We start from the raw sequence: 22,647 nt of genomic DNA on the forward strand, positions 1-22,647 counted from the left end.
ATACCAGGAAAGATATGCAGATTATTCAAACCTTACTTGCTCTTGCGCTTACCCTGGGCATACTCGTCACCCTCCATGAGTATGGCCATTTCTGGGTAGCGCGTCGCTTTGGCGTGAAGGTGCTTCGTTTTTCAGTCGGTTTTGGCAAGCCGCTGTTTTCGTGGTACGACCGTCATGGTACCGAGTTTGCCATAGCGGCTATCCCGCTGGGCGGCTATGTCAAAATGCTGGATGAGCGTGAAGGGCCGGTCCCTGAAGAGCTCAGAGATCAGGCTTTTACCTCCAAACCGCCTTCCCAGCGGATCGCCATTGCGGCAGCGGGCCCGATTGCTAATTTTATGTTTGCAATTTTTGCATACTGGCTGCTCAGCGTTGTGGGTGTTACCCATGTTGCGCCTATTGTTGGTGAGGTTGCCGATGAAAGCGTTGCGGGGCAGGTTGGCTTGCAGGAAGGCATGGAGATTCACGCGGTTGACGGGCACCGGATAAGCTCCTGGCGCGACGTGAATATGCGCATTCTTGAGCGTGCGGGTGAGCAAGGCCTGATAACACTGGACGTTTCCAATGGTGGAGCTCGTGGAACCTTGAGTGGCGAGCTTGGCGGCTGGCGCCTTAGTGACGACACACCGGATCCGCTTGCAGAATTCGGTATTACGCCCTGGCGACCTGATGTGCCTGCCGTTCTTGGCCAGATTTCAGATGGCGGACGTGCCCAGGCGGCAGGTTTGCGTACAGGTGATCGCATTCTGGCGGTGAGCGAACAGCCTGTGGGCAACTGGTTTGAGCTCGTTGATTTTATTCGTAATGCACCCGGGCAAACACTGACGCTTGTTATCGAACGTGCCGGCTCGGAGCAATCTGTGCAGATTACTCCGGAAGCAAAAACACAGGATAATGGTGAGACAATCGGCTTTGTAGGTGCCGGTGTCGAGACAGTATCCTGGCCTGATAACGTGCTGCGAGAGGTCCGCTATGGTCCTCTGGCAGCGATTCCTGTTGCGCTGGATGAAACCTGGGCGGATACCCGCCTTACGCTTGTTGCGATCAAAAAGATGGTTACAGGGCTGCTTTCCCCCAGTAATCTCAGTGGCCCGATTACGATTGCCCGGGTGGCAGAGGCCAGTGTCAGCTCCGGATTTGAAGGCTTTATTCGTTTTCTGGCTTATCTCAGTGTCAGCCTGGGTATTCTTAACCTGTTGCCTGTACCGGTTCTGGATGGTGGTCACATCGTGTACTACACGATCGAGGCAATCCGCAAAAAACCATTATCGGACGAGGTTCAGGCGCTTGGATTACGAATTGGTATGGCAATGATCCTTACATTAATGGTGTTTGCTCTTTACAACGACCTGATGCGGTTGTGAGAATTGCGGGCTCCTTACGCGCATTAACCAGGCGAAATAATTGAATGAGACGTTCTCTTCTAGGTTTAGCCGTTGGCCTCGCTGTTGCCGCAACCGGCATGACGCCAGCATTTGCAGATGAATTTACGGTTGCAGATATCGAGGTGGAAGGCTTGCAGCGTGTTTCTGCAGGTACCGTGTTTTCCGCTTTCCCCGTCAATATCGGCGAGCAGATGGACGAAGCCGAACTGGCAGATGCAATCAAATCACTGTTCCGGACTGGGTTGTTCACCGACATAGAGGCTAGCCGCGACGCCGGTATTCTTATTCTTTCGGTGCGCGAGCGCCCTTCGATTGCATCGATTGAAATCGAAGGCAACAAGAACATCGAAACCGATATGCTTATGGATGCGTTGGCAGGTGCCGGCCTCCAGGAAGGTCAGGTTTTCCGACGGGCGACACTGGAGCGGTTGGAGCTGGAGATCTTGCGCTCCTACATTGGTCAGGGGCGTTATAACGCTCGGGTAAAAGCAACCGCCGAGGTGCTGCCGCGTAATCGTGTGGCCATTCGCCTGGATATCAACGAAGGCACGGTTGCTGCTATCCAGCACATTAATCTGGTGGGTAACCGGGACTTCAGCGACGAGCAATTGCGTGATCTGTTTGAACTGCAAACCAGCAGCTGGTGGAACTCTCTCACCAACTCAGACAAATATGCCCGGGAGCGACTGAGCGGCGATCTTGAAACGCTGCGCTCATTCTACCTCGACCGCGGTTACCTTGACTTCAATGTAGAGTCCAGTCAGGTGTCCATTTCGCCGGACAAGCGTCAGGTCTTTATCGCGATAGCGTTGAATGAAGGGCCTCAGTACACAATATCCGAGATCCGGCTTCGCGGCGATCTCATTATTGATGAAGAAGAGTTGCGTGAGCTGATTCCTGTAGACGAGGGGGATGTATTCTCCCGTGCCCGCATGACCGCAATCTCCGAAACATTGTCGTTCCGGTTGGGCAGGGAAGGTTATGCCTTTGCCAACGTGAATGCCGTGCCTGAACCGGGTGAAGGCAACACTGCTGCCGTTACGTTTTATGTTGAGCCGGGTAAGCGGGCTTATGTTCGCAGGATCAATTTCGACGGTAATGTGTCCACGCGTGACGACGTTCTGCGCCAGGAGATGACGCAGATGGAGGGCGGTATTGCGTCCTCGGATCGCATCGAGTTTTCCAAAACCCGCCTGGAACGGTTAGGTTTTTTCCAGACGGTCAATGTGGAAACTGTTCCCGTACCTGGAACTGACGACCTGGTTGACGTTAACTACTCGGTGGAAGAACAGCCTACTGGCAGTCTTTCTGCATCCGTCGGTTTCTCACAGGATTCTGGTGTTATTCTTGGCGCCAACGTTTCTGAAAACAACTTCTTCGGCACGGGTAAGCGTGTATCGTTTGGTGTGAATGTCAGTGACTCCGTAAAGAGCGCCAATATTTCCTATTCGGATCCTTACTACACCGTAGACGGTGTTAGCCGGGGATTCAGTGTTTTTGCCCGCGAAACCGATTTTGAGGAAGAGGATATTACCTCTTACCTTCTGGATGAGTACGGTGGTCGTCTTACGTTTGGCTATCCTACCGACAACATCACTCGGTTGAACTTCGGGGTCGGATACACACTTTCCAAAGTCAAAGGTGGTGTGTTTACTTCACAAGAAGTAACTGACTTCATCGATGAGGAAGGTGACTCCTTCAATAATTACTTTTTGTTCGGCAGCTGGCGTCGCAGTACTCTTAACCGGGGGGTGTTGCCAACGAATGGTTACAGCCACTCGCTGTCACTGGATGTTGCGGTGCCCGGAAGTGACCTTACGTTCTACAAGGCCAGCCACAAAACCGACTTCTACTTCCCGCTGTCAGACACTGGTCGTTGGGTATTTCGGACAAGAACGGACATCGGTTATGGCGATGGTTACGGAGATCGCTCGATCATGCCGTTCTATGAGCACTTCTATGCAGGCGGGTACGGTTCGGTAAGGGGTTATCAGGCTAACTCACTTGGACGCCGCGCAACTAACGCGCCTAACGATTTTTCAGATCCTGATCCTTTTGGTGGTAATTTCCTCACTGAAGGTTCTCTGGAACTGATTTTCCCGACCCCGTTTGCCGGTGACACCCGATCCATGCGTACGGCGTTCTTTGTGGACGCAGGGCAGGTTTTTGATACGGATCGAGGTTATGACGCGGAGCTGTCGGAAGTGCGTTTGTCAGCAGGTATCGGATTTCAGTGGATTACGGCAGTAGGTCCTCTGGCGTTCAGCCTCGCCAAGCCGCTTAACGACAAACCCGGAGACGATACCCAGATATTCCAATTCTCGCTTGGTCAGACATTCTGAATCAGACATACGTGAAACAATAACGAGTGAAACTCAGGAGACCCATTATGTTCAGAACCGTGTTGATGTTTGTTGCAGCGATGGCGCTGGCATTGCCCGCAATGGCCGAAACCCGCATTGGCGTTGTAGACCTGCGTCAGGCTTTGTTTTCGTCGAATGATGCCAAGATCTTCAGTGAAAGCCTCCAGAAGGACTTTGCTGGTGATGAGGAAAAAGTTCGCGCAACCCAGGAGTTTGCCCGCGAACTGAAGGAGCGTCTGGAAAAAGACGGCGCTATGATGAACGAAAGCGAGCGCAACAAGCTTGCAAGTGAATTCCAGGAGAAGGTCAAGGAGTTCAACTTTCTCAAGCAGCGCCTTGATTCCACTGTGAACCAGCGCAAACAGGCGTTTCTGGAAGAGGCTCGTCCGGAAGTCGATGCAGCGGTTAAAGAACTGCTGGAAGAAAACGATCTTGATCTGATTCTGCCGAGTGAAGCCGTTGTTTACGTGAAGCCGGAAATGAACCTGACCTCACAGCTTCTGGATAAGCTTAACCGTTAATTTCTGCCGGAAAGCCCCCGGGCTTGTGAGCGGTTGTGGAGCGAGTGATGACTGACCAGTCTTACCGACTTGGAGAGATTGCAAAGGCGCTGGGCGCAGAGCTTCGCGGCGATCCTGAAATCCGGGTTTCGGGTCTCGCGACTCTTCAAGCAGCAGGCCCTGAGCAGATCAGCTTTCTGGCAAATCCTACCTATGCAAAGCACCTGGCAGATACCCGGGCCGCGGCCATTATTATATCGCCTGCGGCCGCGGGAGACGGTCAGACCAATGTCCTGTTACTCGATAATCCGTACCTGGGCTATGCTCGACTCAGCCACTGGTTTGATCCGTCACCCGTCGCGCCGCCTGGTATTCATCCTGCAGCCGTTGTTGATGCGAGTGCGCAAATAGCGGCCAGCGCCAGTGTTGGCCCCAATGCTGTTATCGAAGCGGGTGTTGTGATTGATGAAAAAGTTGTTATCGGGCCTGGTAGTGTAATCGGAGCTCGAAGCAGGATCGGATCTGGTTCTATTATTCGATCCAGAGTTACCCTGGCTCACGATGTGGTTATGGGACAGCGTTGCCATATTCTTAGTGGCGCAGTGATAGGTTCTGACGGGTTCGGTTTTGCGAATGAGAAAGGCCAATGGCACAGGATTGCGCAACTCGGGCGCGTTATTCTTGGCGATGATGTTGAGGTTGGCGCTAATACAACGATTGATCGTGGCGCCCTGGACGACACTGTGATTGGTAATGGTGTCAAGCTTGATAACCTTATTCAGATCGCCCACAACGTCCGTATCGGGGATCATAGCGCCATGGCTGCTATGGTCGGGATTGCGGGCAGCACGAAGATTGGTAGCCACTGTGTGTTCGGAGGAGCCTCCGGAGTGGCCGGGCACCTGGACATTGCAAGCCAGGTTCACCTGACGGGTATGACTCTGGTGACCGGCGACATTCAGGAGCCTGGTGTCTATTCTTCCGGAACCAGCGCAGATAAGAACCGGCAATGGCGTAAAAACGCCGTTCGTTTCCGCCAACTCGATGCTCTGGCGCGGCGCGTTAAAGAGTTGGAAAAGAAATTAGAGGGCTGAGGCCGATAAAATGATGTATATCAACGAAATACTTGAATATCTGCCGCACCGCTACCCGTTTTTGCTGGTGGACCGGGTTACCGAGATTGAAAAGTCCAAATCGATCAAAGGCTACAAGAATATCTCCTTTAATGAGCCATTCTTTACTGGTCATTTCCCGGAGAATCCGATCATGCCGGGTGTATTGATTATCGAGGCCATGGCTCAGCTTTCTGGCATTCTTGGTTTTGTGACTGTGGGTCGGAAACCCGCAGACGGAGTGGTACAGTATTTAGCCGGGTCCAGTAAGGCACGTTTCAAGCGTCCGGTGTTGCCGGGAGACCGTCTTTGTATGGAGTCGGAGCTTATTTCGGGCAAACGTGGAATTTATAAATTTGATTGCCGCGCACTGGTCGACGGTGAAGTCGTCTGTGTGGCAGAGATACTGACCGCTGAGAGAGAAGTTTGATGGCGACAAATGATTGGTCGGGTATCCATCCTCAGGCGATTGTAGACCCGTCAGCCAAAATTGCGGATAACGTAACGGTTGGCCCGTGGAGCTATATTGGCCCAAATGTCGAGATTGGTGAAGGTACAGAAATCCTTTCCCATGTGGTTGTTAAAGGGCCAACCGTAATTGGTCGGAATAACCGGGTTTTTCAGTTTTGCAGTATCGGTGAAGAGTGCCAGGACAAGAAGTACGCCGGAGAGCCGACCACACTGATTATCGGCGACAATAACGTGATCCGCGAGAATTGCACGATTCACCGCGGTACCGTACAGGATCAGGGTGAAACCCGTATTGGCAGTGACAATCTGCTGATGGCTTATGTGCATGTGGCCCATGACTGTGTTATCGGCGACAACATCATTCTCGCCAACTGCGCAACGCTTGCCGGCCACGTAACAGTAGGCGATTACGCCATTCTGGGCGGTGGCACCATGGTGCATCAGTTCTGCCATATAGGGCCCCACAGTATGGCAGCGGGGGGAAGTATTGTCCTCAAAGACATACCGGCTTACGTTATGGCCGCTGGCCAGTCAGCGGAGCCCCACGGTATGAACGTTGAAGGCCTTAAGCGGCGTGGGTTCGGCAAAGAAGTGCTGATGACCCTGAGGCGGGCCTATAAGGTTATCTACCGTCAGGGCCTGACGACAGAACAGGCCGTTGAAACCCTGGAAGATGCCTATTCGGATACGCCAGAAGTGCGCGTGCTTATCGACTCCCTGCGTGGAGCTCATCGCGGAATTATCCGCTGAGCTGGCAGGAGCCTTCTTTGATGGATAATCCTCTGGCCTCGGTTGTCAGTGATCGCAGAATAACCTTTGGAATTATTGCCGGTGAGGCGTCTGGGGATATTCTCGGCGCCGGACTGATTCGCTCGCTTCGCATCCGATATCCGAATGCGCGGTTCGTCGGCATCGGCGGCGATGAGATGATCGCCGAGGGCTTTCACTCTCTGATTCCCATGGAGCGCCTGTCCATCATGGGGCTGGTGGAAGTTCTTGGTCGCATACGGGAACTCTTCAGTATTCGCGCCCGGCTTCTAAGCTATTTCTTTGCTACGCCGCCTGATGTTGTCATCGGTATTGATTCCCCGGATTTCACCCTTGCTATTGAGCGACGCTGCCGAGAAGCGGGTATTCCATCCGTTCATTACGTCAGTCCTTCGGTTTGGGCATGGCGGCAGAAGCGGATCTTCAAAATTGCCAAATCTGTTGATCTTATGCTTACCCTCTTGCCATTTGAGGCCAGGTTTTATCAAGAGCATAACGTACCCGTAGCATTTGTAGGGCATCCGCTTGCGGACCGAATCCCGGTTGTTCCCGAGACAGGCAGGGCTCGTCAGGAATTGGGGCTTGATGAGAATGTTCCCTTGTTGGCCTTGTTACCAGGAAGTCGAGCAGGAGAAGTTGATCGCCTGGGCACTCTGTTTCTGGAAGCGGCGCGCTGGATTCAGAGTAAGCGCCCGGATGTGCAGCTGGTCATCCCCTGTGTTAACCGTGAGCGGGAACAACAAGTGCGCGACCTTATCGGAGCGCTGGAGGTAAAGCTGCACGTCACCATAGTGAGAGGTCGTTCACGTGACGTTATGGCTGCCTCAGACGTTGTGTTGCTCGCCTCCGGAACGGCGACCCTTGAAGCCATGCTGTTGAAAAAACCCATGGTCGTAGGTTACCGGCTGAGCAACATCAGCTACGCGCTTGTTTCCCGTCTGGTTAAAGTGCCTCACGTTTCATTACCCAATCTACTGGCAAAGAAGCCCTTGGTGCCTGAGCTCCTGCAGGATGATGCGACACCGGAATCGCTCGGCGCGGCGGTGCTCGAACGCATGGAGAACCAGCAGGAGCGTGATCGACTTGTGGAAGCGTTTACGGAGCTCCACCATACATTAAGACAGGATGCCGATGAGAAGGCAGCCCAGGCAATTTCCAGGCTTGTTGAAGAGAGGGCTCACTGAATGGCCCGCGCGCCTGCGCTACCGCCTTTCGAGTGTGCCTACCAGGGGAGGCTTCTGGCCGGCGTTGATGAAGTAGGTCGTGGCCCGCTTATAGGCGCGGTTGTAACGGCCGCTGTAATTCTGGATCCTGAGCGCCCCATCGCCGGGCTGGCAGACTCGAAAAAGCTCACAGAGAAAAAGCGTAATGCGCTCTACGATGAAATCCTGGAGCACGCCATCGCCTGGAGTTTAGGCCGCTGTGAAGCTCATGAGATCGATCAAATCAACATTTACCAGGCCACAATGATTGCCATGGAGCGAGCCGTTTCCGGTCTTGGTATTGCACCTGAATACGTGCTGGTGGATGGAAACAAATGCCCGAAGTGGCACTGGCCTTCCGAACCGGTGATCAAGGGAGATAGCCGGGTACAGGCGATCAGCGCCGCCTCTATTCTCGCTAAAGTAACCCGTGATCGCGAAATGGAAGCGATGGAGCAGAAGTATCCGGGTTACGGCCTTGCCCAACACAAGGGCTATCCTACACCTGTGCACATGGAAGCCTTGTTCCGGTTGGGCGTAACGCCAGAACATCGCAAGTCATTCCGGCCGGTTCAGGAGGCGCTGGAACAGGTTGGTCTCTTTAAGGAACCGGTGGTACCTGTGACAGAAGAACTTGATTACCCGACAGACCTATTTGAAAACAGCAATTGACAATGTTCTCGAGAGTCCTTAATATACGCGCACGTTGATCGGGGTGACCCGGCAACAACCAGTTTGATGCGGGGTGGAGCAGTCTGGTAGCTCGTCGGGCTCATAACCCGAAGGTCGTAGGTTCGAATCCTGCCCCCGCTACCACATTAAAAGGCAAATCAGTAACTTACTGATTTGCCTTTTTTCGTTCCAGGCCTCGAAACTTCTCTGCGTAAGCTCATTTATTTAATATTCGATTGATTTTGTTGTTGCTCGAATGAAACCTTTCAGGGGTGGCTAGCATCGGTGGCCAGTATGTTGGCTTGGCGCCGATGCTTCTTATTCTGCACGCGCTTGTCTACGCACTGTTGTTCGTCGTTGAGTATGACCACGCATTCCAGACATTGGATACACTCGTCGTAATCAATTCTGCCGTCTTTGCGAATGGCATTAATGCCGCAGGCATTCTTGCAGTGCTGGCAAGGGCTGCCACACAAGTCCACCCGATCCAGCCAGCTAAACAGTCGCAGTCGCCCGATAATTGCTAATCCGGCACCCAGCGGACACAGATAGCGGCAATAGAATTTGTGAATAAACATTCCGATTACCAGTAAGCCGACTGCATAAACCACGAACGGCCAATGGCGCACGAAAAACAGAGTGATGCTGGTTTTGAAGGGCTCCACCTCGACCAGCTTTTCTGCCAGTGTCAGGGAATAAAAAGCCGTGCCCACCAGACCGATCAAAATGGGGTATTTGATAAGAATCAGGCGGCGATGCCAGTGTTCCGGCACTTTAATCTGGCGCAGGCCAAGTTTTTCACCCAGCCAGGCAGACATCTCCTGCAGCGCACCAAACGGGCATAACCAGCCGCAAAACAGGCCGCGCCCCCAAATGAAAAGGCTGATAAACGTGTATATCCATAAAATGAAAATAATGGGGTCAAGCATAAACACATTAAGTGAAAAACCATCCCATATTGCGATGAAAAGCGTGTAGATATTCACGACCGACAGCTGTCCCTGAGCAAAAAAGCCAATAAAAAACAAAGTGAAAAACAGAAAGCCCCAGCGGAATCGGTGCACCAGCTTCGGGTATCGGCTGAATGTTTTCTGGCGGGCAAAGAATACCGTCAACACAGTAAGCGCGATTAACACAATGGTGATCTGCCACCAGCGCTGTTTCCAAAGCCCCACCCAGACTGGCTCGCGTTCATTCATTACCAATGACGACACATCGACCGTCTCAAATAGATCCCCATTAAAGCGGACAGGCACTTCCATAACGACCCGGTCTTTTACCAAATGGTTGCGGGAAAGTTCGATGTTGAAATCTATTGTGGCATCGGCGCCGGGGCTGAAGCCGGCACTCCCGCCCACGCGAAAGAAGTTATGGGCGGCCAGGTCCGGCATGCCGGCAGCCTGTAAGTTCAGATCCTCGGCGGATATGTTTAAATCCCGCATTTCTACGGCTAATCCGTTCTGTTTGAGGCTCAGGCGCTGCGGGTTGCTACCGGGGATGAAATTCGGGGATACGTGGGGGAACGCCCCTCTGGACATAACGATCATCACCTGGACATCCGGGTCAAGCTTCTCGATCAGCTTCTTATAAGCATCGTCTCCGAGCAGGTTTCGACCGACCATGGGCGAGTTGATATAGCCAAAGAAAAGCTGAGTGAACGGGCCCTCGTTGGTATCGCCAAAATCCCGGGGATAGTCTGCCAATGGTCTTCCCAGCTCAGATTCAATTTCCTCGTGGCTCAGGCTCCATTGCCCTATATAGCCGCGTTCGAGCAATTGTTGCCATGAGAGAGGTTGAAAAAAATCTGTCTTTGCTTTTGTTGCAGCGGCCTGCGCGAAGCCTTCAAGTTTGCTACGCGCCACCTGCAGAGCCGACGAAAGTACGGTGTCGTTGATGATCAAAACCGAAACCGTGGCTTTGCTGACACCGTCAAAATACACGGTGTCATTATTGTCAGCCGCTCGCCCGGAGCCTCCTGTATTGGAGGTGTTGATGATGATCTGTTCGCGCAGTGATCTGCCTTCATACTGATCAACAAATTCGAAAAGTGGGGCTTCACCCAAGCCGTGCAGAAATACCGGCTCGTGATGATGCAGCACTTTTACCCCGGTAAAACGGCCGCGTGTGTCCAGGCCTATCAACATACTGATGGGCTTGCCGGCAAAACCCTGAAGGGCGCTAAGATCCACTGACTCATACGCGAAGCCCAGCAGTTCCTGCAGCTGGTACACCGGATAGACAGGAAAATCGGCGAGTTTGTCCTCAATAACCGTTGCTGATGGAAAAAGTTGTTGAATGAGGGCTGTCTTCTGCTCGGACAGCTCCGCCCGGGCGCCGGGGAGAAACATAAAGATGCAGATAAAAACGAGCAGTGTGCGCCCGGCCATGGATTACCCCTGATATTTTTTTTGTAGGAACTCTCATGCTATGGGGTTTGTATTCGGACTCAATGCGACCTCAGAACCGGTCGCCTGCTACTTTATGGTTGGCCTTATTTAACGTCGTAGTCCCAAAGTGCTGTTTCCAATACCTTCCAAGTAACCATAAAACCGACTCCCTCGGCCGATATCTCGGGTTTCTGCATTAGTCGATTATGGAATTCAAGCGAGAGATCACGCTTGTGGCGCCTGCAACAGGTGCCGTACCCATAATGTCTTTAATGTTCCGGGGGAAATATGAATAACAAAATCAGAAGATCTGGGCTGGTAGTCGCAATGGTAGCCGCAATGGGTGCCAGTCCTGGGGCAAACGCCGCGGTAGAGCTGTATAACGAAGGTGGCACAACATTTTCTGTCGATGGCTACTTCAATGCTTTTTATGTCAATCGCGACAACGACTTGGCTGACACGCGGGATTCCCGTATCAAGATGGGCTTTCTGCCAAACACGATCGGGTTTAATTTCAGCAAAGAAATGGGTGACCTGACTCTTGGGGGGCGCTCCTCGTTCTGGACTTCGATCAATGACAGCCTGGACTCGCCGACAGACACCTCAATTGATGTACGCCAGTTCTACGCAACCGTTGATGGTAGCTTCGGGCAGGTGTTGATTGGTAAAGATTTTGGCCTTTACGCGCGCTCCAATATATTCCTTGATGAAATTCTCATGGGCTTCGGTTCTCCGGGCGCGCCCGGCGGTGTATCTTTCGGCAACATTGGCGCCGGATATGCGTACCCGACGCCATCCGCTCAGATAACCTATCGCGCTCCGGAGATGTCGGGCTTCAATATCGCTGTTGGTGTTCTTGATCCGGCGGATACCGTTACCGGCGCAAACGACGAGAACTCAGCCCCGCGGTTTGAGTCGGAAATAACCTATAGCATGGATGTAAACGGGCTGGGGTTGACCGGCTGGGTCAACGGTCGTTATCAGTCGGCGGAAAATGCCGGCACCACAATTGATAGCACAGGTGTTGGCTACGGTATTAAAGCCTCGCTGCAGGGGCTGACTCTGGCCGCGTCAGGATTTACCTCGAAGGGCGACAATCCGGTGTTGATTTCCAATGGCCCCGTAACGGAAGACGACGCTGACGGTTATCTCGTTCAGGGCTCCTACACCTTTGGACCCAACCGCCTGGTCTTGTCTTACGGTGAGACCGACGCTGAGATCCTGAATCTTGAAACGGAAAGCACAACGATAGGTTTCTTTCACGATGTGAACAGCAACTTCAAACTGGTGGCAGAGTACAACATGTATGAGGGAAAGAACCGGGCAACTGACGTAACCAGTTCTGACATCAATACAATCGCGCTCGGCGCAATCGTTACCTTCTGATCGGTACTTGCGGCGGACGGTTTGATGGGTACCCACCCGTCCGCCCGGCTCTATGGTCTAGGACTAAAGTGCCGGTTTTTCACATGTAGCATCATCGGGTACTGATACTGGGGTAGTCTGATCAATGACTTACGATCATTTCGGCGCACCTGTAAAAAGCACTCAAGTCGCATTGGCGGATTACGCTGAGGCTGTAGAATGGTCGGATCGTTCTCGTTCTGCGGAAGTGCTCTCCATGTCATCAGTAACGGACTTGCCTCCCGCCCAGGTTGCCAGCACTTGCCTTCGTGATCCGGTCCTGGCGGCGAATAAACTTGCCAGTGAACTCAACCATCCCTATCTCGGCAGTGTTCTGTTTTTCTGTTCTGCAGAGTACGACCTTGCATCTTTGGGCCCGGCTCTTGAACAAGCATTTCCGAATGTGCGCCTTTCAGGTTGTACGTCGGCCGGAGAGATAACCACCCGGGGCTATGATCGGGGTAGTATCACAGCTATCGGTTTCGACCGCCGTTTCTTTTCGATTGAATGTGCCCTGATTCGTGAAATGGATCAGTTCTCGCTGCACGACGCTCAAAGCTTGATTGACCGCCTGTTGAATAATTGTCGCAACGCACGACTGGCACCCATTAAAGGCAACACCTTTGCGATCACACTACTGGACGGGCTTTCCAGTCGTGAAGAACTCGTGCTTTCAACATTAAGTGCCGCGCTTGGCAGTATTCCGCAATTTGGCGGGTCAGCGGGCGATGACGAGCGTCTTACAAACACTCATGTATTTTACGATGGGCGCTTCTACGCTGGAGCGGCAACGGTTCTGTTGGTAAATACCCCATTGGATTTCCGCGTATTTTCATGCCATCACATGATGGGAGGCGATGAGAAGCTGGTCGTCACCAATGCCTGCTCTGACAGTCGAACAGTTTATGAGCTGAATGCCGAGCCAGCTGCTGATGCATACGCCCGCGCTGTTGGCGTCGCGGCTGATGAACTGGACCGCACGGTATTTGCACTGCGGCCCCTGGGCGTAAAAATCGGCGGCCATTACTTTGTGCGATCAATACAGCGCGTCAATCCGGATAAAAGCTTGACCTTCTATTGTGCGGTGGAGACCGGCATTGTAATGACGGCGATGGACCCTGGATCCTTGCTGGAAACCGTACAGCAGCAACTTGAAATATCGGAAGACGTCGTAGGGTCGCCGCTGGTTACCATTGGCTGCGATTGCTTTCTAAGGCGCCTTGAAGCTGAGTTAACTGGTAAAGCGGAACCGCTCTCGGACTTTCTGCGCGAACACAAAGTGGTTGGTTTCAACACTTATGGTGAGCAGTTCAACGGCATACACATTAACCAGACGTTCACGGGGGTGGTTATTGGCCAACCTGATGCCCGTTCCTCGTAACGAAAAGCCGCAGCCTGAAACCTCGCTGCTTCAGCGTATTGAGACGCTTGAGGCAGATAACGAGCGCCTGCGTAAAATTTGTGACGCACTAATTGTGCGTGTGGAGTCCGGAGCGGCCCATAAACCTGAACCTTATGCTGCGTTTGAGCATTCGGTAGTCCTGGCCGAGCAGGTGAGAGAACGCACAGAAGCCTTGAGTCAGGCGATGGAGGAGCTTCGCGACAGTAACAAAGCGCTTAACAGAGCCCGTGAAGAAGAAGAAACGACTCGCCAGCGGCTGAGCGATGCGATCGAGAGTATCGCCGATGGCTTTGTGCTCTTTGATAATTGCCATCAGCTGATCCAGAGCAATAGCCGCTTTCGCAGTTATTGGCGCTACGCCGGTGTTGAGATTCCCGCTCCTGGTACCGATATCGACACTGTTTGGCAGCTGGCGCTGACGTCGGGTTTGATTGTGGAAGAACATCGTGAGCCAGATTCTGACGGCGTGGTGCTCCTGCTCTCCAATGATCGCTGGGTACAAATGACTGAAAGGCCCACTCGTGAGGGTGGTCTGGTGGTTCTGTACTCTGATATCACTGATGTAAAAAACAGCGAAATGGCGCGTCGAATCAAAGCGCTTGAAGAGAGCGAACGCTGGGTCCGCGTGGTAACGGATCATGTGCCGGCGCTAATAGCCTACGTTGGTGCCGACTTGAGTATCCAGTTCTGTAATCAGGTATACGAAGCCTGGTATGGCCTGAATGGAGAGTCGCCTCTGGGGAAGCGTCTTGAGCATGTGCATTCCGAAGAGCTGTACCAACGGCTATTGCCGCAGATGCTGGAAGCGCTCGCCGGTTACAATGTCAATTTCGAATTTGAAGAAATGGATGGGCAGGGTCAGGTTCGCCATATGATGCGCTCCTACGTCGCGAATTTTGATGAGCAAGGCGACGTTATCGGCTTTTTTGTGCTTATTCGGGACATTACGGAGCGCCGCAAAACTGCGCTCGCCCTGGAGCAGGCTTACGACGACCTTGAATGCAGAATCGAGGAACGCACCTCGGCTCTGACCGAGGTGAACAGCCAGCTGCGACAGGAAATCAGTGAACGCGCCTCGGCAGAAGCCCGGTTGCAGGAGGCGAAGCAGGAAGCCGAGAAAGCAAACTTGTCCAAAACCAAATTTCTGGCAGCGGTTAGCCACGATCTGTTGCAACCCTTGAACGCTGCCCGGTTGTTTACCAGCGCTTTGCTGGAGCAGTCTTTTGGCCCGAAAGCCGAGGGGCTGGTGCACTCGGTAAGTACGTCGCTGGACGACGTAGAGAGTTTGCTAGGTACCCTGGTGGATATTTCGAAACTGGATGCAGGGGTTATAAAGCCCGATGTCACGGCGTTCGACCTGCGCGACCTGCTGAATAACATCGCCCGCGAGTGCCAGCAGATGGCGATTGCAGAGAATCTTACACTGGACTTTGTAGCGTCTTCAGCAATCGTGGAGTCTGACTCGCAGTTGCTGGCACGCATACTTCGGAATTTTCTGACCAACGCCATTCGTTATACCAGCAGTGGACGTATTCTGCTGGGCTGCCGGCGTCAGGCAGGCCATGTTGTGTTGCAGGTATGGGATACCGGCCCTGGCATTCCACAGGACAAGCTCAGTGAGATTTTCCAGGAATTTAAACGGATACGACCTGACGGTTCTCGTCCTGATAAGGGTTTGGGCCTGGGCCTTGCTATCGTTGATAAAATTGCACGTATGCTTGGCCACGAGATCACTGTGTCGTCTATTGAAGGCAAGGGCTCGATGTTCAGTGTCCGGGTACCGCTCGGGAAATTACGGCCGCGACGGGAGGTAACCGAAAAAACACTTCGTGTGGTTGCAGACCAGGGTCTGGGCGGTGCCAGAATATGGGTGATCGACAATGATCACGCTATCTGTGAAGGCATGAGAGTATTGCTGGAAGGCTGGGATTGCCAAGTAACCGGCGCCACGTCGCTGGCTGAACTGGAGCGCCAGTTAGATCCGGTTGTCAGCCCTGTGGATCTGATACTTGCAGATTATCATCTGGACAACGACGAGACAGGTGTAGACGCTGTGGCCAGTATTAATCAACGGCGTAAACATCCGGTTCCGGTGGTAATGATTACGGCAAATTACACCAACGAGCTCAAGCAGCACATTCGTGAGCTTGGTTATGTGCTGATGAACAAGCCGGTAAAGCCATTGAAGCTAAGAAGCACGCTCAACCACATGATCTCAGGCCACGCTCGCGTGCGTTGCTGATAAGAGCCTAGCGTTTCAGGTACTGACTGAAATCTACATCACTGGCGGACAAAATAGCTTGAACCCTGTTATGCACACTGAGTTTGCGCAGTATCGCGGAAACGTGAGCTTTTACCGTTGTCTCTGCGATGTTCAGGTTGTAGGCAATCTGTTTGTTTGATTCGCCTTTTGACATCCGCTCCAGCACCAGCAGCTGGCGTCGGGTCAGGGAATTAAGCAATTCAGGCGAAATCGGATTGTCATCGTTACGTCTGCGACGGCCTGCGCTTTCTTTACCCGTGCGGATGATGTCTGAGGGAAGATATACATTACCGTTAAGGATTTGCTGGATGGCTTCTGTCATTTGCGCACGTGGCGATGATTTTGTAATAAAGCCAACAGCGCCGTAAGTGATGGCTTGCAGTACCACTTGCTTTTCTTCCTCTGCTGAAACAATCACGACCGGAATTGTTGGGGCTTCGTTTCGCAGCGTGATCAGTCCGTTCAACCCATGCATGCCAGGCATATTCAGATCCAGCAGAATCAGGTCAAGATCATCGTTTTCCCGGGCGATGACCAGCGCGCTATCGAGATCGTCCGTTTCAAGAATTTCACTGCCTTCAAAGCCTGACTCGATAACACTGATAATCGCTTCGCGGAACAGTGGATGGTCATCGGCAATGAGTATCTTGTATGCGGGCTCCATGAGTGTTTCTACCTGTTTGTTTTCAGCATCAAGGGTCGTGGGGCGACCATCATAGCGGGTTTCGGGAGTATGTGCGGCATGGGGTTCATCAAGCATGGCAACCTCCTGTTAAAGGTTTCCGGCGACGAGTAAGGCTCGCGGAACCTCATTATTATTGTGTCAGCCTCATTACACGCCATATCGGGGTTCAGTAGAACGCGACTATCGCACCAAAAAACTGGCACTAAAGTACTATTCTTGCTGGTTGTAGACATTCGATCACGCTGGCTTACTGCCCAGGATTTTGGTTCTCTGTGGCCGGAAGCCGGTTGTGGCCAAGATAACCAGTGTCAGTGTAACTCCTGCACTGACCCCCCAGGCTAAAGGACTCCACTGCAGATAAAGTGAGAAACGGATAGTTTCCACTGCGTGGGTAAAGGGATTGAACTGGCACACCCAGTACAGCCAGGGGCTGGCTTCATTCATGCGCCATAGCGGATACAGTGCCGAGGACAGAAAAAACATCGGGAAAATGACAAAGTTCATCACCCCTGCAAAGTTTTCCAGCTGCTTTATCCAGGTGGCAATCAGCAGCCCCAGCGCACCCAGCATTAAGCTTGTCAAAATCAGCGATGGAATTACAGCGAGGTAGCCCCACATTGGTGGTTTTACATCCACCAACAAGGCGATAAACAGAAAGATATATACCTGAATCACCGACACCGAGCCCATCGCCAGAAGCTTTGTCACCAGCAGAAAAGGCCGCGGTAGGGGGCTCATCAAGAGAACTCGCATGCTGCCCAGCTCACGGTCGTAAACCATCGATAGCGCTCCCTGCATGCTGTTGAACAGTATGATCATGCCGCAGAGCCCTGGCGCAATGTAGGTTTCGTAGGTGATATAGGTCTGATAGGGCGGAATAATGGATATACCGAGAACCGCCCGAAAACCGGCTGCAAACACCACTAGCCAGAGCAGTGGTCGCACTAACGCACTGGCAAACCGTGTGCGTTGTTGCCAAAAGCGCAGCCATTCACGAGTTTGAATGCCGGCGAAACAATGCCAATAAGCCACGAGCTTCATGAACATGCTCCGGTAAGCGACTCGAAGGTTTCAGCGAGATTGGCTGTGCCCGTCTGTTTGCATAATTCGTGACCGGAGTCGTCCGCCATCAGGTGGCCGAGGTGTAAAATCATCACACGGTCGTGCTCTTGCACCTCTTCAATCAAATGGGTAGCCCAAAGTACTGTCAGTTTGTCTTCGCTGCACAGCCGGCGCACATGTTCGTTCAGGGCATTTCGGCTGGCGATATCCAGGCCTGCGGTGGGCTCATCCAGTAACAGCAGTGCGGGTTGGTGCAGCAGAGCACGGGCAATTTCTACCCGTCGCCGGTGGCCGCCGTTGAGGGTTCTAACCGCATCGTCGGCCCGGTTCAGTAAATCAAACCGCTCCAGCTCCCGGTCGCCGCGCAGTCGCGCCTGCTTGCGTGAGAGTCCGTGCAGAGCGCTGTGATACATCAGGTTCTGGCGTACGCTCAGATCCAGATCCAGCGCATTTTGCTGAAACACCACGCCAATCTGGCGCATGGCCTCGGCGGGGTGTTTTTTCAGTGATTGTCCGGCGAACAGTATATCGCCCTGTTGCATGGCCAGCAGCCGGGTCAGCAGGCCGAACAGAGTCGACTTGCCAGCCCCGTTGGGACCCAGCAGGGCGTGAAAACGCCCGCTGTCTAAAGCAAAACTGATATTGGTGAGTACCGGTTTGTCACCGTAGCGAAACCCGATATCACTCGCGGTCAGTGTCATGAGTTTGGATCAATCACCACACCCCAGGGGTAGCGGCCTACCTTGATGGATTTGATGACCTTCATATCGTCCAGATCAATAACCGACACATCGCCAGACACACCGTTGGTGGTGTAAAGCTGGGTTTCGTCTTTGTTCAGATCCAGCTGCCACACGCGGCTGCCTACTAGCAGATAGTCCAGAACTTCATAGGTTTGGGCGTCTACCACCGCTACATGATTGGCCGGCCCTAATGCGACAAAGGCGTATTTGCCGTCAGATGTCAGCTCAATACCCACGGGTTGCACCCGGTCCTGATTCACGCCGGGCACTTTGAACGACATTTCATGAACCTGCTCGAGTTTGTCCACATCAATAATGTGCACGGTGCCGCCGATTTCGGCGGAGGCCCAGGCGATCTTGCTGTCTTTGCTGAATTCCACGTGGCGAGGGCGCTGGCCAACTACAATGTTCTCCTCGATTTCAAAGGTCTCGGTGTTGATCCAGTGCAGCATGCTGGTGGTTTCGGAGGTGTTCACCGCCCATTTCCCGTCCGGGCTTACGGCCATGCCTTCGGGTTCAATACCCACATCTATTTGGGCTAGAACCACTTTGGTGGCTACGTCGACCACGGTCACAATGGCGTCGTCTTCGTTGGCAATGTACAGGTGTTTGTTGTTCGGGTGCAGGGCGAACTGCTCAGGGTCTTCACCCGAGGGCAGGGTGTCAATAATTTTGCGGGTGGCCAGGTCCAGCACCTGAACGGTATCGTCATCACTGGCGCAGATGTATAGCTTGCTGTAATCCTTGGACAGCAAGATGCCCCGCGGCCGCGCGCCAACATCGATGGTTTCGATAACCTCCATGGTTTCGGTATCAATCACCGACAAGGTGTTGTCTTTCTCGTTGGACACGTAGGCAAGACTGGCCATCGCAGGGGCGGACAGCCCGATCAATGTGGCCAAAGCAGTTTTTCTGAGCAGTGATTTCATCGGTAAACTCCTTATTGTTCTGAATGCCGAGCGCTCAGGCGATCAGCCGTTGATACGACAAGTACTCTCCGGCTCATCAAAGCCGAGGGTGTCCATTTCTGTGCGCGGATGAATAAAACCTTCGAACGGCGCGGTTGCCACCAGACCTCTCGGGTGTATAAGGGGAATGGGCTGGCGCAGCTGGCCATTCCACTGCCGGTAGTTCAGCTTTCGGCCCTTGAAAGCGGCCAATTGAAAGCGGTCACTGAAGATAAACTGGCGGATACTGCTGGCATCGGCCTGTCCGGTCTGGGTAACAGCGGTGCCCATTGATCGCACGGCAGCCCAGGCGGCGTAATCGGCGCTGTTCATATTGCGGCCGGCCAGTTCCTGAAAACGGCTTTGCAACTGCGCTGCACCCCAGCTTTCAACAACCCGATGCCAGGCCACTGGTGACATGCCCTGGGTGCCTACCACGGGCCGCGGCAGCCACGTATTGAACGGTACATATTCTCCAAAATCGCCGCGCACATCGGCCACTACCACCGCGTCGTAGTCTTTTGCCTGAGTGAACAGTGGTAACTCCCTGGCGGCTGTGCGGCGCAGGTCTGCATCGAAGGTCCACGGCTTGTCTTCAATAATTTTCACTCCGAAACGCTTGGCTGAACGGCGAAAGGCGTCGGCCCATGCAAGATCGTCTGCGGTGGGGCCGGTGATCAGAAATACCTCGTTCCAGCGCCGCAGTTGTAACCACTGGTTAAGGGCGTCTGTGAGCATGGCATAACTGGGGATGGTGTGTAGAAGGTTGCTGTTGCACTCCCGGGTTCGCAGCGTGTCGTCGGCGGCACCTGCATTGAAAACCAGGGTGTCGGCGTTTGCTTTGTTCATCATGGCAGCCAGTGTGCTGGCAGGCACGTTGGCCACGAACATCTGAACGCCTTGCCGTTGTAGCGCCTCGAATTCAGTTATGGCTGCCTGCTCCGAATCCGCCACGTGGGTGGTCAGCTCATAGCGGTGCCCCATGAACTTGCCCGTTGTGCTGTTGTCGGCGATGGCCAGTTCGGCACCACGTAAGCCGGCATCTTTCGGTTCGGGCAATATATTGGATAGCACCGGTCCAGTATCTGGTTTCCATTGCAGGTAGCCGACGTGCACGTTTAACGTGTCTGTCGCAGCGGCGGGTAGTGCGGTCAGAGCGGTAAGCAGAAATGCTGCGACCACAAGCGATGATCGGAACCTTGAATGGAACACATAATGAAACATGGCGTTCTCCGGTTTTTATTGTGTAACCAGCTTAGTGAAGGGAAAAAGTCCCGGGAATATTCAGAAAGTATGAAACTGGCAGTACTAAAGGACTATTCCGCTCCCGGACAGCTTGTTTAGCATGGGATGAAAGCATGCGTGCTAGCTTTCTATGCACTTTATCGGGCACTGAAAATGACGGTTTTCCGAAAGATTTCCCTGCTGATGCTGCTCCTGTTTACCGCTATCTATGCAGTGGGTGCAGTACTGTATGTGCAGCAGGCTCAGTACGATATTGGTCGCGAACTGGCGGCGGCATCCGGCGTTGCTCAATCTTTGGGTGCAGCGGAAACCTTGCCTCCGGATGTGGTCCAGTCCCTTCGTCACATGCGCCCCGCACAGGGCTCCGGTTCAGCTGCCAATCATGAAGTACCTCTCTGGTTTGCAAGCATCGTTACTGGCGATCGCGTTTTTGACGTGGTGAACGGCTGGCGCATAGACCCCGCGGACGAAGTGGAGGAAGTCTGGGAGGGCTTTTTGTTGATATCGGCTTCCTATGCTGTGGGGATGGTGTTGTGTTTTTCGGCGCTGTTCTGGATGGTAAAGCAAGGAGTGCGGCCGTTGACCGAACTGTCCTCTGCTATGGCTGCCGTTGCCGACGGTTGTCTGGCGTCGCGTTTGCCCAGCCAGCGGGTTATGGAGCTGGACACTCTTGCGCAGCGCTTCAATCACATGGTTTTAGCGCTTGAGAACGAGCAGAAAACCGTTAGCCGTCTGCTCAACGAGTTGTTGCAGCTGCAAGACAGGGAACGCGAGCACATTGCCAGGGTGTTGCATGATGATCTTGGTCAGTACCTGACGGGTATTCGCGCCCAGGCAAGAAGCTGGGTTTATGATCCGGAACTGAACGAGCGCCAGAAACAGCAGGCGCAGGACCTGGCAGGGCACTGTGAAACGGTTCAGCGACACTTTCGTCACCTGCTTCAGGACTTGCACCCCCTGGCGATGGAGCAATTGGGCCTGTCAGGTGCCATTCAGCACCTGGCCGAGCAATGGCAGCACCTGAGTGGGCTGAATTGCCAGCTGACGATGGATGAACACTTGGCAGAAATGTCTGGCGAGCAACAAACGCACCTGTATCGATTTTTGCAGGAAGCCCTGAATAATGTATCGCGTCATGCAAATGCAACCTGCGCCACACTTGCGGTCACACAGAATGCAGATGAGCTGCATATTGAACTGCGTGACGATGGCGCAGGTACCGACAATTTCCCGGAAAAAGCCGGGCTGGGGCTGCGCTCAATGCACGAGCGAGCTCGTTGTCTGGGAGGCCGTGTACGATTTTTGAGCAAGATTGGCGAGGGCACGAAAATACAGCTGGCCGTTCCGTTGCATCCGTCCTGTGCGGTTGGGAGTCTGATGTGAAACTGATGATCGTGGATGACCACCAGGTGGTTCGCCAAGGTATTGCAAACCTGCTTCGTTCGATGATTCCTGGAATCGAGATCACCGAGGCAGAGAGCGGTCAGCAGGCGGTCACTCAGTATGGGCAGTACCGACCCGATGTGTTGTTACTTGATATGGGGTTGCCGGATATCTCCGGGCTTGAGGTGGGACGACGCGTTCGCCAGCGCTGGCAGGGTGCCGCTATCCTGTTTTTTACTATGCACGATGAACTGCCCCTGGTGCGTCAGGCGCTGGATGTTGGCAGTATGGGGTTTGTATCCAAGAGCTGCGCGCCGGAGGAACTGGCAGAAGCCGTCAGGCGAGTGGCGGCTGGCCAGCCCTACATTGAGCATGCCATTGCTACACGCCTGGCAATGAATAGCGAGCGGCCTGTTGATTATCGCCTGAAAGATATGACCCAGAGAGAAATGGAAGTTCTGTTGATGTATGCCCGAGGTGACAACGTTTCGGGTATTGCAGAGCAGCTTTGTATCAGCAGCAAAACCGTGTCCAATCATTTGGCGCTGCTGAAAAGCAAGTTACAAGTTGGTTCCTCCGTAGAGCTGATACATCTCGCGGTAGACGCGGGCCTCGTACGTTATGGCCAGCGAGGTGCTGGCCAAAGATCCTGA

At 53.4% G+C, this 22,647-nt stretch carries 19 protein-coding genes and 1 tRNA gene; 14 read left to right on the forward strand and 6 right to left on the reverse strand.

The genetic code is table 11. The annotated features are described in order from the left end of the window. The first annotated feature begins 14 nt into the window (after positions 1–14). From rseP to ACN0RL_RS12965, 9 genes are all read left to right on the forward strand, one after another. Positions 15–1,364 carry an RIP metalloprotease RseP gene (gene rseP, locus ACN0RL_RS12925; RefSeq protein WP_417517409.1) on the forward strand — a complete coding sequence of 450 codons (1,350 nt, stop codon included), beginning with the start codon at positions 15–17 and terminating at the stop codon, positions 1,362–1,364. A gap of 44 nt (positions 1,365–1,408) precedes the next feature. Continuing rightward, positions 1,409–3,727 carry an outer membrane protein assembly factor BamA gene (gene bamA / locus ACN0RL_RS12930; RefSeq protein ID WP_417517411.1) on the forward strand — a complete coding sequence of 773 codons (2,319 nt, stop codon included), beginning with the start codon at positions 1,409–1,411 and terminating at the stop codon, positions 3,725–3,727. 47 nt (positions 3,728–3,774) lie between these two features. Next, entirely contained in the window at positions 3,775–4,269 is a 495-nt protein-coding gene (locus ACN0RL_RS12935) for an OmpH family outer membrane protein (protein WP_417517413.1), read from the forward strand. 47 nt (positions 4,270–4,316) lie between these two features. Next, positions 4,317–5,342 carry a UDP-3-O-(3-hydroxymyristoyl)glucosamine N-acyltransferase gene (gene lpxD, locus ACN0RL_RS12940; protein WP_417517415.1) on the forward strand — a complete coding sequence of 342 codons (1,026 nt, stop codon included), beginning with the start codon at positions 4,317–4,319 and terminating at the stop codon, positions 5,340–5,342. A 10-nt stretch (positions 5,343–5,352) separates the two neighbouring features. Next, positions 5,353–5,790, forward strand: coding sequence for a 3-hydroxyacyl-ACP dehydratase FabZ (gene fabZ, locus ACN0RL_RS12945; RefSeq protein ID WP_417517417.1), 438 nt, complete (start codon positions 5,353–5,355; stop codon positions 5,788–5,790). After that, on the forward strand, positions 5,790–6,581 hold the full coding sequence (gene lpxA, locus ACN0RL_RS12950; protein WP_417517419.1) for an acyl-ACP--UDP-N-acetylglucosamine O-acyltransferase: 792 nt from the start codon (positions 5,790–5,792) through the stop codon (positions 6,579–6,581). The genes fabZ and lpxA overlap by 1 nt, the downstream gene beginning before the upstream one ends. Before the next feature lie 20 nt (positions 6,582–6,601). Beyond that, positions 6,602–7,783, forward strand: a complete 1,182-nt coding sequence (gene lpxB / locus ACN0RL_RS12955; RefSeq protein WP_417517421.1) for a lipid-A-disaccharide synthase — start codon at positions 6,602–6,604, stop codon at positions 7,781–7,783. Then, positions 7,784–8,473, forward strand: a complete 690-nt coding sequence (gene rnhB, locus ACN0RL_RS12960) for a ribonuclease HII (protein WP_417517423.1) — start codon at positions 7,784–7,786, stop codon at positions 8,471–8,473. It begins immediately after the preceding gene. Positions 8,474–8,540: 67 nt separating this feature from the next. Next, positions 8,541–8,617: transfer RNA gene (locus tag ACN0RL_RS12965), tRNA-Met, on the forward strand. A 122-nt stretch (positions 8,618–8,739) separates the two neighbouring features. Here ACN0RL_RS12965 and ACN0RL_RS12970 read toward each other — a convergent pair. Beyond that, positions 8,740–10,860: a 4Fe-4S binding protein gene (locus ACN0RL_RS12970; protein ID WP_417517425.1), complete on the reverse strand. Its 2,121-nt coding sequence runs from the start codon at positions 10,858–10,860 to the stop codon at positions 8,740–8,742. A 288-nt stretch (positions 10,861–11,148) separates the two neighbouring features. Between ACN0RL_RS12970 and ACN0RL_RS12975 the strand changes: the two genes are divergently transcribed. The 3 genes from ACN0RL_RS12975 (at position 11,149) to ACN0RL_RS12985 (ending at position 15,908) form a co-directional block, all read left to right on the forward strand. Further along, a complete protein-coding gene (locus ACN0RL_RS12975; protein ID WP_417517427.1) occupies positions 11,149–12,246 on the forward strand; it encodes a porin in 1,098 nt (365 codons plus the stop codon). Positions 12,247–12,481: 235 nt separating this feature from the next. Further along, positions 12,482–13,645 (forward strand): nitric oxide-sensing protein NosP, encoded by a 1,164-nt coding sequence (gene nosP, locus ACN0RL_RS12980; protein WP_417517537.1) that lies wholly within the window; start codon positions 12,482–12,484, stop codon positions 13,643–13,645. Further along, positions 13,617–15,908: a NahK/ErcS family hybrid sensor histidine kinase/response regulator gene (locus tag ACN0RL_RS12985; RefSeq protein WP_417517429.1), complete on the forward strand. Its 2,292-nt coding sequence runs from the start codon at positions 13,617–13,619 to the stop codon at positions 15,906–15,908. Before nosP ends, ACN0RL_RS12985 begins: the two co-directional genes overlap by 29 nt. Positions 15,909–15,915: 7 nt before the next feature. Here ACN0RL_RS12985 and ACN0RL_RS12990 read toward each other — a convergent pair whose 3' ends face one another. The 5 genes from ACN0RL_RS12990 to ACN0RL_RS13010 form a co-directional block, all read right to left on the reverse strand. Then, positions 15,916–16,593 (reverse strand): response regulator, encoded by a 678-nt coding sequence (locus ACN0RL_RS12990; RefSeq protein ID WP_417517539.1) that lies wholly within the window; start codon positions 16,591–16,593, stop codon positions 15,916–15,918. Between the two features lie 258 nt (positions 16,594–16,851). Then, positions 16,852–17,655 carry an ABC transporter permease gene (locus ACN0RL_RS12995; RefSeq protein ID WP_417517431.1) on the reverse strand — a complete coding sequence of 268 codons (804 nt, stop codon included), beginning with the start codon at positions 17,653–17,655 and terminating at the stop codon, positions 16,852–16,854. Then, complete coding sequence (locus ACN0RL_RS13000; RefSeq protein ID WP_417517433.1) at positions 17,652–18,377, reverse strand: ATP-binding cassette domain-containing protein; 726 nt, start codon at positions 18,375–18,377, stop codon at positions 17,652–17,654. The genes ACN0RL_RS12995 and ACN0RL_RS13000 overlap by 4 nt, the downstream gene beginning before the upstream one ends. Then, positions 18,374–19,348 carry a YVTN family beta-propeller repeat protein gene (locus ACN0RL_RS13005; RefSeq protein WP_417517435.1) on the reverse strand — a complete coding sequence of 325 codons (975 nt, stop codon included), beginning with the start codon at positions 19,346–19,348 and terminating at the stop codon, positions 18,374–18,376. Before ACN0RL_RS13005 ends, ACN0RL_RS13000 begins: the two co-directional genes overlap by 4 nt. Positions 19,349–19,390: 42 nt before the next feature. Further along, the gene (locus tag ACN0RL_RS13010) at positions 19,391–20,590 is read right to left on the reverse strand and encodes an ABC transporter substrate-binding protein (RefSeq protein WP_417517437.1); all 1,200 of its coding nucleotides are present in this window, start codon (positions 20,588–20,590) and stop codon (positions 19,391–19,393) included. A 174-nt stretch (positions 20,591–20,764) separates the two neighbouring features. Here ACN0RL_RS13010 and ACN0RL_RS13015 point away from each other — a divergent pair, with 174 nt between their 5' ends. Further along, complete coding sequence (locus ACN0RL_RS13015; protein ID WP_417517439.1) at positions 20,765–21,994, forward strand: histidine kinase; 1,230 nt, start codon at positions 20,765–20,767, stop codon at positions 21,992–21,994. Further along, positions 21,991–22,647 (forward strand): response regulator, encoded by a 657-nt coding sequence (locus ACN0RL_RS13020; RefSeq protein ID WP_417517441.1) that lies wholly within the window; start codon positions 21,991–21,993, stop codon positions 22,645–22,647. The genes ACN0RL_RS13015 and ACN0RL_RS13020 overlap by 4 nt, the downstream gene beginning before the upstream one ends.

The sequence above is a fragment of the Marinobacter sp. genome, from assembly GCF_048259445.1.
Lineage (GTDB): Bacteria > Pseudomonadota > Gammaproteobacteria > Pseudomonadales > Oleiphilaceae > Marinobacter.